This is a genomic window from Vibrio sp. Vb0937, assembly GCF_033338855.1.
Genome location: NZ_JAWOTK010000001.1, coordinates 264,453 through 278,226, shown reverse-complemented (window position 1 = coordinate 278,226; position 13,774 = coordinate 264,453). Strand labels below are relative to the sequence as shown.

The 13,774-nt window shown below is 47.1% G+C and carries 6 protein-coding genes; 1 reads left to right on the top strand and 5 read right to left on the bottom strand.

From position 1 onward, the window contains the following. Positions 1-8 precede the first annotated feature (8 nt). From R7P67_RS01215 to R7P67_RS01195, 5 genes are all read right to left on the bottom strand, one after another. The gene (locus R7P67_RS01215) at positions 9-2,069 is read right to left on the bottom strand and encodes an alpha-amylase (RefSeq protein WP_262653232.1); all 2,061 of its coding nucleotides are present in this window, start codon (positions 2,067-2,069) and stop codon (positions 9-11) included. A 180-nt stretch (positions 2,070-2,249) separates the two neighbouring features. Then, the gene (gene mtgA, locus R7P67_RS01210) at positions 2,250-2,927 is read right to left on the bottom strand and encodes a monofunctional biosynthetic peptidoglycan transglycosylase (RefSeq protein ID WP_062855380.1); all 678 of its coding nucleotides are present in this window, start codon (positions 2,925-2,927) and stop codon (positions 2,250-2,252) included. 151 nt (positions 2,928-3,078) lie between these two features. Beyond that, positions 3,079-5,271 (bottom strand): 1,4-alpha-glucan branching protein GlgB, encoded by a 2,193-nt coding sequence (gene glgB / locus R7P67_RS01205; RefSeq protein WP_250155487.1) that lies wholly within the window; start codon positions 5,269-5,271, stop codon positions 3,079-3,081. Positions 5,272-5,554: 283 nt separating this feature from the next. After that, entirely contained in the window at positions 5,555-7,735 is a 2,181-nt protein-coding gene (gene malQ, locus R7P67_RS01200) for a 4-alpha-glucanotransferase (protein ID WP_104980199.1), read from the bottom strand. Positions 7,736-7,852: 117 nt separating this feature from the next. After that, positions 7,853-10,306, bottom strand: a complete 2,454-nt coding sequence (locus tag R7P67_RS01195; RefSeq protein WP_005374836.1) for a glycogen/starch/alpha-glucan phosphorylase — start codon at positions 10,304-10,306, stop codon at positions 7,853-7,855. Positions 10,307-11,040: 734 nt separating this feature from the next. Here R7P67_RS01195 and malT point away from each other — a divergent pair. Beyond that, positions 11,041-13,749, top strand: coding sequence for an HTH-type transcriptional regulator MalT (malT, locus tag R7P67_RS01190; RefSeq protein WP_318085850.1), 2,709 nt, complete (start codon positions 11,041-11,043; stop codon positions 13,747-13,749). The last annotated feature ends 25 nt before the right edge of the window (positions 13,750-13,774 follow it).

Below are 13,774 nucleotides of genomic sequence, written 5' to 3'. Positions count from 1 at the left end.
GCGTTTAGTTACTTATCACGTCCTACAAACGCCACAACGACTTTGTCATTGCCAAGCGAGCGAGAGAACACGTACGCGCCTTCTTGTTCAATTACTTGATGCTGACCCGCACCAATCGCTGGGTGCGCTTTACGGAACTGACCAAGAGTTTGCCAGTGTTTGAGCAGCGCTTGCTTCTCATCAGATAGCTTCCACACCATGTCAGAACGAGTGCCTTGGTGGAAATCGTCCGCGTAAGGACCAATGTTACGACCAACTTCATCACCATAGTAAACCTGAACAGCACCAGGGCTCAGAAGCAGTGCATTCGCGGAGTTACGCTGCATGCCGTAATCTTTGAAGCGAGAGAAGAACAGCTCGGTATCGTGAGAAGACATGTAGCTCACTGGGTTGAAGTCTTTTTCATTGGCGATAGTATCTGCGTAACTTTGGTAGGTGTCTGCCATTTGGCTGAAACACGCCGCGCCTTTGTCTAACTTCTTCTGCATGTCGAAGTTAATCAACGCATCAAAGCCATCTTCAAAGTAAGGACTGCGATATGCGGTATGTCCCCATACTTCACCCATCATCCAGAATGGCTGACCTGACTTACCATTCTCTTTGCGCCACTGCTCAAGACTGCTTGAAGCCTCTTCTTTCAAGCGTTTCCACACATCGCCTTCAACGTGCTTCACCGTATCGACACGGTAACCATCAATGCCAAAGCGTTTCACCCAATCAGTTTGCCACTCAATTAGGTAGTCCGAGACGGTGTAATTGTCGCGCGCCTCTACGCGAGTACCAGGGTTATCCAATAGCCACTGCGCGGGCTTCACGGCTTTGTCTGATTCGGTGATAAAGTCAGGTAAACCCGCCAATGACATAGTGATATCACTGCTGCCCGGAGCTGGGTATCCCGGTAGACCTGTTCTTACCCAGTCACCGCCCCACCATTTCGACCAGTTTGGACTCTGGTAATCAATATTCTGGTGATAGCTATGCCAATTTTCACCCGCTTTTGGTTGCCAGTCACCCCACTTATTCGGTAAATCAGCGTTTGGTTTTAACACCTCAATACCGTCAAATTGCAAATCGGCTAACGTTGAGTAACCGGTGTGGTTGATTACTGCGTCCATCAAGACTTTAAGGCCACGTTTGTGTGCCTCTTCCACCAGCTTTTTCAGATCAGCTTCGTTACCGAAGTTCTCATCAATCTTGGTAAAGTCACGCGTCCAGTAACCGTGGTAAGCGTAGAATGGGAATGAGCCGCTATCGCCGCCGCTAACAAAGCCGTGCACTTGTTCAACGATTGGCGACAACCAAATCGCATCTGTACCTAGGCTCTTGATGTAATCTAGCTTTTCGATCACGCCTTTTAGATCACCGCCGTGGAAGGTGCCGATCTCTTCTTTGCCGTCTTTCTTGCGTCCATAGCTGTTGTCATTGCTCGTATCAGCATTCTTGAAACGGTCGACCATCACGAAGTAAATGTTGGCATTGCGATAATCAAACGATACTGCTTCTTTGGTTTTCTTCACTGGCTCTAGTAGCACCAACCCGCCTGAATCTTTGCTTGGCGTCAGCGATACTTGCTGATCTTTTACTTCGACCATTTGCCCAGAGTAAGCATCACGCAACTTGGTGCCATCGGGGAAACTGTCACCCAGCGCAATGGTGACTTCGCCGCCTTGATAAACCTCACATTGCACTTGTGGGATTGGGCGTTTGAATTCTGTCTTCGCGGCTTTCTTAGGTTCACGCTTGAAGCGCAGTGTTTTCGCTTCCGCATCAAAAGCAAAAGAGTAATCGCCAGTAAAGCGGATTTTTAACGGCAGTTCCGTTGGCTTTCCGCAGTTCAGCGCGATAGGTTTATTGAATTTGACCTTCTGGCCATCAGGCGCGACACAGTCGCCTTCAACACCCGTAATTTTGAGCGTGTATCCATCTTTGGTTAAGGGCACAACCAAAGGCTGCTCTGCATTTAAAGGAAAGTCACGGCTGTTGGTCGTGGTCGAAATGGTGATGTTTGGCTCGGCGATGGCACTTGCCGATGCAAGCAATAAGGTAGTCGTAATCAGATTCAGTTTCATCGTTCAGTCCATTGGTTGCGCATAGGCGCAGTATTCGTGTTGTATTTTTATTCACACTAATAGTAAATGGATGAAAAACTGAGCACATCATTCTGAAAGGCTACGCCCTAAAGCTTGTGACGCTTCACATTTTATTGATATAGGGGCGTAGTTCTATTTAAGCGCAATAGATTGAGGGAGTTAAAGTTGCACGCTGCCAAGATTGCTCATTTGATTCATCGCCCATCTTGTGCGGCGAGCAGTGTAATCACTTTGTGGATAGACTTTGATTCGATATGGATTTGGCAACACCACGGCTAAACGCGCTGCTTGCCACTTCGAGAGTTGCTTTGCACTGACACCAAAATAATTCTGCGCCGCCGCTTCAGCGCCGTAAATACCGGGACCAAATTCAACCACATTTAGATACACTTCGAGAATGCGCTCTTTGCTCCACATCAGCTCCATCAGCAAAGCAAAGTAAAGCTCATAAGCCTTGCGAACGTAGGAGTGAGACGGAAACAAAAACACATTTTTCGCGGCTTGTTGGGTAATGGTGCTCGCGCCTCTCGACGGACCATTATCACCAGCCTCGGAAATCACGTCGAATAGCGATTCGAAATCGACACCATAATGATGAGGGAATTTTTGATCTTCGGTCGCAATCACCGCTAACTGCATATTTTTTGAAATGCGCGACAAGGATACCCATTCGTGTTGACTATTGTCTGGATAGTTCTTTGGTGGCGCAACAATGCGGCTTAACTTCCATCCCCATATTGGTGGATCGACATATTTCACCAAACCAACCAAAACGACTGGGGCGATCAGCAATATCAACACCATTTTAAATAGAAATGACTTAAGCCTTTTCAACATGTGTAGTTCCCCAATGCATTAGCGATTGATGATAAACAAACCCGTGAGCTTGCCTGATTCAATCAAGAACAACAAGTTTTAGAGGTAAAAAATAGGTCAAAAAAAGCCCGATTTACAATGTAAAACGGGCTTAGAATTTGATTAGACTAAATTATTTGTGCAGCTTGTAGAACACGGTTGAAAGTGGAGGCAAACGAAGCTCAAGTGATTGAGGCAGTGATTCACTTTCAACTTTTTCCGTTTTCACACTGGTCAGCACTTTAAAATCGCTGCCGCCGTATTTGCTATCGTCTGTATTCAGTAGCAGTTCGTATTGACCTGCATTTGGAACGCCTAAACGAAAGCGCTCGTGTGGTACGGGCGTAAAGTTGGTGATGATCAGAATACGCTCACCTTCTTTACTAATACGCTCGTGCGCTAGGATGCTCGCATCCGCTTCGTCTTGTAGACGCCACTCAAAACCAGCAGGAACACAATCTTGATCGTGCATCGCCGCTTCATTTCGGTACAAGTGGTTCAAATCTCGCATCAGCTTTTGGACACCTTGATGACGCTCATATTCCAGCAAGAACCATTGTAACTGATCATCGTGGTTCCACTCCGCCGTTTGGCCGATTTCCGCGCCCATGAAGTTCAGCTTTTTGCCCGGTTGACCATACATGTAACCGTAGTATGCACGTAGGTTTGCAGTTTGCTGCCATTCATCACCCGGCATCTTGTTATGGATAGAGCCTTTGCCGTACACCACCTCATCGTGAGAGAGAGACAAGACGTAGTTCTCGCTATGAGCATAAACCAGCGGGAATGTGATGGTATTGTGGTGGTATTTGCGGTGAACAGGATCTTCTTTGATGTATGAAAGACTGTCGTGCATCCACCCCATATTCCACTTGAAGCCAAAACCTAAACCACCCATAAAGGTTGGCGCAGACACCCCAGGAAACGCCGTTGACTCTTCCGCAATCGTCATCGCATTCGGGAAGTGCTTGTACACTTCTTCGTTCATCCATTTTAAGGTTGCGATTGCGTCGTAGTTTTCGTTGCCACCGTCGACGTTTGGTACCCACTGATCGTGACTACGTGAATAATCGAGATAGAGCATCGACGCGACAGCGTCCACGCGAATACCATCAATATGGAATTGTTCAAACCAGTACAGCGCATTCGAGACAAGGAAGCGACGTACATGTTCACGGCCTAAATCGTAAATGTAGGAGTTCCAATCTTGGTGCCAACCGCGACGAGGATCTGGATCATGGAACAGAGGCGTACCATCAAAGTTCGCTAAACCATGATCATCCGATGGGAAATGCGCAGGAACCCAATCCAGCACTACACCGATACCAGCTTGGTGACACGCATCCACGAAGAATTTGAAATCATCAGGGGAGCCAAAGCGGCTAGTTGGCGCAAATAAGCCAACGGGTTGATAGCCCCATGAACCATAGAATGGATGCTCAGACACAGGCATCAGCTCAACGTGGGTGTAGCCCATATCCACAAGGTATGGCACCAACTGCTCCGCGAGTTCGCGGTAGTTGAGGAAATCACCTTTCTCGTCGCGCTTCCATGATCCAGCATGCAGCTCATAAAACGATAACGCTTCATCACGCTTTTGTGTCACTGCGCGGTTTTGCCATTTCGCATCTTGCCATTGGTAACGCTTGTGATCGTAGGTGATGGATGCGAACGATGGGTATTGCTCAGAGTAGAAACCCCAAGGGTCTTGTTTGTGTGGCAGCCCTTCCCCATTTGGCCCTTTTAGCTCAAATTTGTACTGAACGCCTTCTTCTAAGCCAGGAATAAATAGGCCCCAGATACCGTAGTCTAGGCGTTGCATTGGATGACGACGGCCATCCCATTGGTTGAAGCAACCCACAAGGCTAACAGCAGATGCATGTGGTGCATAAACAAGGAAACGCACACCAGAGATGTTTTCACCGCCACGTTCTAGCGTGACAAAGTGTGCGCCCATGTAGTGATACATGTCTTTTGGCGTATGCAGATGCTCGTACTCTTGGTAGATATTGTGGTACTGGTACGGGTCATCAATAATTTGTTCAACACCATTCCAATCGACCGCTAAACGGTAGTGGGTCAGGTGTAAATCGCGTTGCTCTTTTAAGATGAAACCGCTGTCGCCATCACGCTCAAGCGCCACGCGAGGTTCACCATTAACAAGTAGTTCAACCTTGTTTGCGCCCGGCATCCAAACTCTCAGCGAAGCTTCGTCGTCAATGAATGGACCCAGCGCCGCAAATGGATCTGAGTAAGCCGCCTCAGCAAGCAGTTCGTATGCGCGTTCGTGTTGTTTCTTTATTTTCTTGGTTTTGGTGGTTTTCAAATCTTTCTCCCTAGAGCCAACATCCTTTTCAAGACCAGAGATCTGAATCAAACATCGGTTTCTCCACAGCCAACGTTGTGAACTCACAAAAAGACTCCGCTTCTCACGTTCGTTGCGTAAACGGCGTCAAAATACAAAAATGCCCGCTATTGTCGCGGGCATAATAACGGTACTTCATCCTAACGGATTGTGTTTTAGGAATGAGTGACCTAGACGGAACTTTCGTACCTCTGAGCTAACAAAATTCGTAATCAGCTCGTCCATCTACGCCACTCTAGGCATCTTACTTACTCGCCTGTGCACGAACTTCAGTAAGGCGTTTAGAAATACGATTCACATCTTCACGGCTGAAGATTTCATCTAGGTTCATCGACAATTTACGACGCCAGTTTGGATACTCATCCACCGTACCAGGAATATTGACCGGTTGATCCATTTCTAGCCAGTCTTCAAGCTGAACACTAAGCAGTGCAGAGTCACCCGCGGCTACGTGCAGTTGCAGCGCTTCGCTTAGGTATGAATCCATTGGCACGTACTGAGCATCATGACCAATGCCTTCTGGCAAATAGCCATGCCAGCGAACACTGTCTAGAATGCCTTGTTTGCACTTCAAGCGGTCAGCGAATAGGCCTTCCAACTGCTGCTCATCAGGGTACAGACCAATCTCACGCCCCATCTTCAAGTCATCACAGTGCCAGAAACCGCGTAGTGTTGGCATATCGTGCGTACACAGCGCAGCCATAGACTGCTCTGCGTAATGCTTCGGAGAAATAAAGCCGCCGTCCTCTTTTGAGGTTTCGAAGAAGAAGACTTTGTAAGAGTGCACACCTGCATCACGTAGGATATCAACGATTTCATCTGGCACAGTACCTAAGTCTTCACCAATCACAGAGCACTGATGGCGGTGCGACTCAAGCGCTAGGATTGCGAGCATGTCTTCCACTGGGTAGTACAAGTACGCGCCTTCTGTCGCTTTCTCGCCTTTTGGAATCCACCATAGACGCAATAGGCCAAGTACGTGGTCGATACGCAGTGCACCACAATGCTTCATGTTGGCACGTAGCAACTTGATGTACGCATCGTAGCCTGTCGCTTCCAACACTTGAGGGTTTAGCGGAGGCAGACCCCAGTTTTGGCCTAGTGGACCAAGTACATCTGGTGGCGCACCGATGCTTGCATCCAATACTAGCGCGCCTTCGTCAGCCCATGTTTCGCTGCCTGAATCTGCAACACCAACCGCAAGGTCGCGGTACAAACCCACAGCCATGCCTTTTTCTTCGGCTAGCGCTTGCGCTTCTTTGATTTGATCGTCTGCGATCCATTGCAGGTACATGTACAAGTGAACACGATCTTGGTTGTCCTTAATGTACTTCTGAGTACCAGCTGCGTCGAATGTGCGGTATTTCTCAGGGAATACTGGCCAGCCCCACATGTTTGCATCTTCTGCATGTAAATCAGCATGAAGTGCATCGAATGCAGCTTGATGTAGCAAGCTGTCGCCGCCTTTTTCAACAAAGTCCAAGAAGGCACGAGCGCGATCGGTGTTCTTGTCTAAATGGCGAGCTTTAAACTCACTGAATAGCAGCGGAAGAACGCTCATTTTTAGTTGCGAAACTTCGGTGTAATTCACCCAATGAGAGTCTCGCGCTTTTTGTAGACGTTGTTGGAACTCTGCGCTACCAACACGCTGTTGTGCTTCTGCACTTAGCGCGAATTCAGGTACAGAGCTTACGTCGATGTACATGATGTTCAACCAACGACGAGAAGACGGGCTGTATGGGCTTGCCCCTTCTGGATTCGCAGGGAACAGCGAGTGAATAGGGTTCAAGCCAATGAAGTCACCGCCACGAGAGGCAATATCACTCACCAGTTGTTTTAGGTCACCAAAATCACCGATGCCCCAGTTATGCTGAGTACGCAGTGTGTAAAGCTGGATACTAGGACCCCATAGCTTTTTGTGTTGGTTTAGATCGTCTTGTTTGAAACACGCTTTCGGCGTAATGATCAATGACATCTCGTAAGGTGTTTTACGACGCTTACGACTGATGATCAGTTTGTGATAACCCCAAGCCAAGTTCTTTGGCAATGCAAACACTAGAGGGCCACCCTCAGCACGCTCATCACGAACAATTTGGGACTGAAGATAGCCTTCAAGTACCTCTCCTTGTTCTGTTTCTAAACGCCAGCTGAATTCACTCTCACGAGCACTCGTACCTAGGTTTAGTTCCACTTCGACTGGTTCGCCGTCGCGTAAAACAAGAACAGGGGCTAGTACGTCTTTTTTATGTTTCTTTTCAGCAGAAGCCAGTAGTTTTTCATCACTGCTAGTATCGTAGCCAAGCGAAGCGAGCAAGCGGCGTAGCGTCTCCTCAGACACTTTAGCCTCATCTCCCCAAGCACTGACATAGCTATCAGCCAATCTCGCCATTTCCGCGACTTTCTTTAATGCTGTTTGTTCTTTCATCGCTTTCTCCGAAGGTAATACCAACACCTTCCATGTAGGGTTTTATTGTTATCAATAACTTCTTTTGGAAAATGACCAAAGGTAGCGCTTGGCTACCTTGGTCTTAACTAGGTTCTATTAGCGTTTCACCGCTTCAAGCTTCCAGATATTGTTCACGTAGTCGCGGATTGAGCGGTCTGACGTGAACTTGCCAACAAGGGCGGTATTAAGAATGGCCTTCTTCGCCCAGCCAGCTTGATCTTTATATTGTTCGCTCATGTCTTCGTGTGCTTTCACGTAAGAGGCGAAATCCGCGAGACATAAGTATGGGTCACCACCGTCTAGCAGGCTGTCGTATGTGGCACGCAGTAAGCCCGGTTGGCCTGGTGTGAACTCTTCACCCAATAGCAAGTCCATTGACGCTTTGAGTAAGTGATCCGCATTGTAGTAATCAAATGGGTTGTAACCTTGAGCTTTCAGCGCTTTCACACCTTCAACATCTAGACCGAAGATGTAGATGTTCTCATCGCCTACTTCCTCACGAATCTCAACGTTTGCACCATCCATTGTACCGATAGTTAGCGCACCGTTTAGCGCCATCTTCATGTTACCTGTACCTGATGCTTCTTTACCCGCTAGCGAGATTTGTTGAGAAACGTCAGCCGCAGGGATAATGATTTCAGCCATGCTCACGCGGTAGTCAGGGATGAATACCACTTTCAGCTTGTTACCGATGCGAGGATCGTTGTTCACCTTGTCTGCAATCTTATTGATTGCGAAGATGATTTCTTTCGCTAGGTGGTAACCCGGTGCTGCTTTTGCTGCGAAGAACACAACGCGTGGCGTACACTCAAAACCAGGTTCATTAAGAATACGGTGGTACAGAGACAGTACGTGTAGCAAGTCTAGATGCTGACGTTTGTACTCGTGCAGACGCTTGATTTGAACATCGAAGATTGCATTAGTATCGAGCTCGATACCCATGTTCTCTTTCACCCAAGTTGCTAGGCGTTCTTTGTTCTCTTTCTTCACTGCCATGAATTCTTTTTGGAATGTCGCGTCAGTGGCGTACTTCGCAATACCTTCAAGTTGCTCTAGTTTCGCTGGCCATTCTGGGCCGACTTTCTCAGTGATAAGCTGAGACAGACCTGGGTTACAGAACTTCAACCAGCGACGTGGCGTAATACCGTTCGTTACGTTGTGTAGACGTGTCGGGTACATTTCGTGGAACTCTGGGAATAGGTCTTTCTTAACCAATTCAGAGTGAAGTGCTGCTACACCGTTTACTGCGTAAGAGCCGATTACACATAGGTTTGCCATGCGAACCATGCGGTGGAAACCTTCTTCGATGATAGAAAGCTTCTGTTGTTTCGCGACATCACCCGGCCACATTGCACGTACGTCTTGTAGGAAGCGGTGGTTGATCTCGTAAATGATCTCCATATGACGTGGTAGCAGGTGCTGGATTAGCGACTCTGGCCATGTCTCTAGTGCTTCTGGAAGTAGCGTGTGGTTGGTGTACGCAAATGTCTTAGAGCTGATTTCCCAAGCCGCTTCCCAAGCTAAACCTTTTTCATCCATCAGGATGCGCATTAGTTCAGGAATCGCAATCGTTGGGTGCGTATCGTTAAGCTGGATAGTCTCTTGCTTAGGTAGATCCGCTAGCGAGTAGCCCGCAGCTTCGTGGCGACGTAGGATGTCACGTACAGACGCTGCTGAGTGGAAGTACTGCTGCATTAGACGCAGTGTTTTACCTTTCTCGTGGTTGTCGTTCGGGTAAAGCACTTTAGTGATGTTACCTGCGTCGATCAGTGCGTGCTGAGCTTCGAAGTAATCACCATTGTTAAAGCTTGCTAGTGAGAATGGTGCAATCGCCTGACATTCCCAAAGACGTAGCGGGTAAACCGTGTCTGATTCGTAACCCACAATTGGAAGATCCCAAGGCATTGCTCTTACTGTCATGCCTGGTACCCATTTGCGGACTTCTTTACCGTTCTCGTTAATCACTTCAACGTGACCGTAAAAACCGATCTCTTGCGCAAGTTCTGGACGCGCAATTTCCCAAGGGTAGCCTTCTACACCGCGCCATGCGTCAGGTGCTTCTTGCTGGCGACCGTCTTTGAATGACTGTTTAAATAGACCGTATTCGTAATGTAAACCATAGCCGACAGTTGGGAATTCTTGTGCCGCACATGAATCCATGAAACACGCAGCCAGACGACCAAGGCCACCGTTACCCAATGATGGGTCGCGCTCTTCTTCTAGCAGATCAGTTAGGTTGTAACCCAGTTCAGCCATTGCTTCTGTTACTTGTTCATACAGACCCATGCTGATTAGGTTGTTACCCGTCAAACGACCGATAAGGAATTCTAGCGAAAGGTAGTTAACGCTCTTCGCACTTTTAATGCGTGGATCTTCTTCTGTCGCAAGCAAATCTAGAGTAGTAAATTCAGCCAGAGCATGCCCCATTGCTAGGTACCATGCGCGGCTGTCTGCGTTTTCAATCGTATGAGCGTAAGTTACAGATAAGTGTTTCTTTACGCTTTCTTGGAACGACTTCTTGTCAAATTGTTTTTGTTGAGTAGGTTTCATTACGAAATTCTCACGTCTTTTGGTAATTCATCTGCCATACATCGTGCATTTACCTCTGTGAATAAACATCCTCCTAATTCTCATCCTTTGAAGGAGGAGGGCTGAGGGCGTAGAGGGGGTACCATTGCTAGGTTAGTGATCCAAATCTCAACAAAGTGAACTTTGCACCAGTTCTTAGTGATTTTGATCACAATGGAATGTGAGAAAGGTTAAAACCCGTTCATGACGCTTTTTATAGTCCACTCATCTGATGATGTGAAAATTGTAATATCGGTCACATTAACTCGGTCAGCGTAGAAGAACTTTTCGTAATCTATGTGCAACGCGATCTTAACGCTAACGAAACAAACGACATTTAAGTGACGACAATCACAAATAAAGGGCGTAGTTGATGGTAAATCCATCAACCCTTGAGAATTAGGAAGTGGATCAAAGTAACGAACATTTCTGATGTCGTAACATCCCTCTCAGCTCACAGGATTGTACGCTTTTTATACAAACTAGAATTAGGCGATGTGAGTTATTTCTAGTTTTCGCTAGCTTTTATATCTAAGTGACCGTATGGAATGGTTTTTCAGACGGACGCAAGCCCCAATAGTAGCGACATTATCCGGTATTCAAACAGTGTTTTTGATGCTGATGACATCATTCAGTAAGACGGCTTTCAAGGGGGCTTTACTAGAATGATCACGTTGCAGTCATTTGGGTATACATAAATAAGGACATAACTACTAATGTGGATTCCATCTAAGCTTACTCGACCAGGACGCCTGCACAATGCCATCGTGCGCCCACGAGTGTTGGACTTACTACAGCAAGCGCCTTACTACAAATTGGTTTTATTCCGATCCCCAGCAGGTTACGGAAAAACAACAATGGCAGCGCAGTGGCTATCCGATAAGCCAAACGTCGGTTGGTACAGCATTGATGACAGCGATAACGACGGCTTTCGCTTTGTAAACTATCTGCTTCAAGCATTAAACAAAGCCACCAACTTCAGTTGCGCTAACGCACAAAAACTGGCGGAAAAACGTCAGATCTCGTCTTTACGCTCCCTATTTAGCGAAGTATTCGCTGAAATGGCTGACTTTCATCAAGAGTGCTACGTGGTACTTGATGACTACCATTTAATCACGAATGATGAAATCCATGAATCCATGCGTTTCTTCTTAAAGCACATGCCAGACAACCTCACCGTTGTGGTAACCAGTCGTGCAGCGCCGCCTCTGGGCACTGCAAACTTACGTGTTCGTGATTTAATGATCGAAATCGGCAACGAGATGTTGGCGTTCGATACCGAAGAAACCACTCGCTTCTTTAACCAGCGTATCGCCGATGGTATCGATGAAGACATGGCGAACAGCCTAAGAACCTATGTTGAAGGTTGGCCATCGGCGATGCAGTTGATCGCATTACAAGCCCAACATCAAAACCGCACATTGGCACAAACTGTAGAGTCGGTATCGCAGTTCAATCACGCGCACTTGTGGGATTACTTGGTCGAAGAAGTGTTTGACTTACTCGATCACGAAACTCGTCACTTTTTAATGCAAGTATCCGTGCTTGACCACTTCAATGATGAGCTAGTGTTTGCCCTTACCCAACGCGAAGATGCACTGGGAATGATTGAATCGCTTAACCGTTACGGCTTATTCATTTACCCGCTCGAAGGGGAACAGAACTGGTTCCGGTTCCATAACTTATTTGGCGAGTTTTTGTCTCATGAGCGCCAAGCTCGTATTCCTCAGCAAGAAAAAGATCTCCACCGCAATGCTGCTATCGCTTGGTTACAGCAAAAAGCACCACACCAAGCGATTCATCATGCACAAAAATCGAATGATAAGGACTTAGTGGTAGAGATCCTAAACGAATTCGGCTGGAAGATGTTTAACCAAGGCGAACTCAGCACACTGGAAAGCTCAATTAACAAGTTGGACGATGATCTGTTGTTCAGCCACCCAAAACTTACGATGCTCCGAGCATGGTTGGCTCAAAGTCAGCATCGTTATAACCAAGTGGGCCACCTGCTTGAAGAAGCGGAAGAGGAACACAAAAAGCGTAACATTGCGTTAGATATTCATTATCAAGGTCAAGCAAACGCGTTGCTTGCTCAAGTGGCTATCAACAGTAACCAGCCGGAAAAAGCTCTCGAATTAGCGGAGCTAGCGCTTAGCCAACTTGATAACACAATTTACCGTAGCCGAATTGTGGCGACTTCGGTTGTTGGTGAAGTTAACCACGTGCTAGGTAAACTAGACCGTGCTTTGCCGATGATGCAACAAACTGAAAAGCTAGCTCGTCAGTATCAGGTATATCACCAAGCGTTATGGGCAATATTGCAGCAAAGCGAGATTTTAATTGCACAAGGTTACGTGCAAGCTGCCTTTGAACTACAAGATTCCGCATTTCGTCTGATTGAAGATCAGCAGCTTCAGCATGTTCCTCTTCATGAATTTTTGCTGCGTATTCGCGCGCAAGTACTTTGGTGCTGGAACCGACTTGATGAAGCGGAAGAATGCGCGTACAAAGGTCTGCAAATTCTCGAAAACCATTCACCAAGCAAGCACTTACATAGCTATTCGATGTTGGCGCGTATTGCGATTGGACGCGGTGAATTAGACAAAGCCGGTAAATTCATTGAGCATATAAAGCACTTGATGAAACAGTCGACTTACCACGTAGATTGGACTGCAAACGCTTCACTATCGTTGATTCTATTTTGGCAAGCGCGCGGGAATACCGATGCAATGCAAGAATGGCTCAACACTGCGGTTCGTCCTGAATCGGCATGCAACCACTTTTCTCAATTGCAATGGCGTAACATTGCTCGCGCCCACATTAACTTAGGCCAATATACCGACGCTCGTGCTGCGTTAGATTTTCTCCAAGGTGAAGCTCGTCGCACTAACCTAATCACAGATACTAATCGCAACTTAGTGGTTGAAGCGGTCCTTTCTGCTCGCCAAAAAGATGAGGAGCAAGCCAAGGCTCTGTTAAAAGAAGCATTAGTAATGACGAACCAAACTGGCATGGTCGGAAACTTCCTGATTGATGGTGCAACCATTGGCGGTCTGCTGGAGAAGTTGAGCCTCCGCCATGAACTGGGCGATCTTGAGCGTCACCGTGCTCAACAGTTAATGAAGGACATTTCATCGAATCAACGTAGCCGGTCAATTCACTTTGATGAAGACTTTATTGAAAAGTTGGTGAATCACCCTAATGTGCCAGAGCTAGTACGTACCAGCCCATTAACACAACGCGAATGGCAGGTTCTGGGGCTGATTTATTCAGGCTTTAGTAACGAGCAAATCGCACAAGAGCTGGATGTGGCAGGTACGACAATTAAAACCCACATTCGCAACCTGTACCAAAAGCTTAATATTGCTAATCGTAAAGAAGCCATTGTGACAGCTGAAAATTTGCTACAGTTAATGGGATACTGAACTGCTCGATAAACGGGTTAAAACG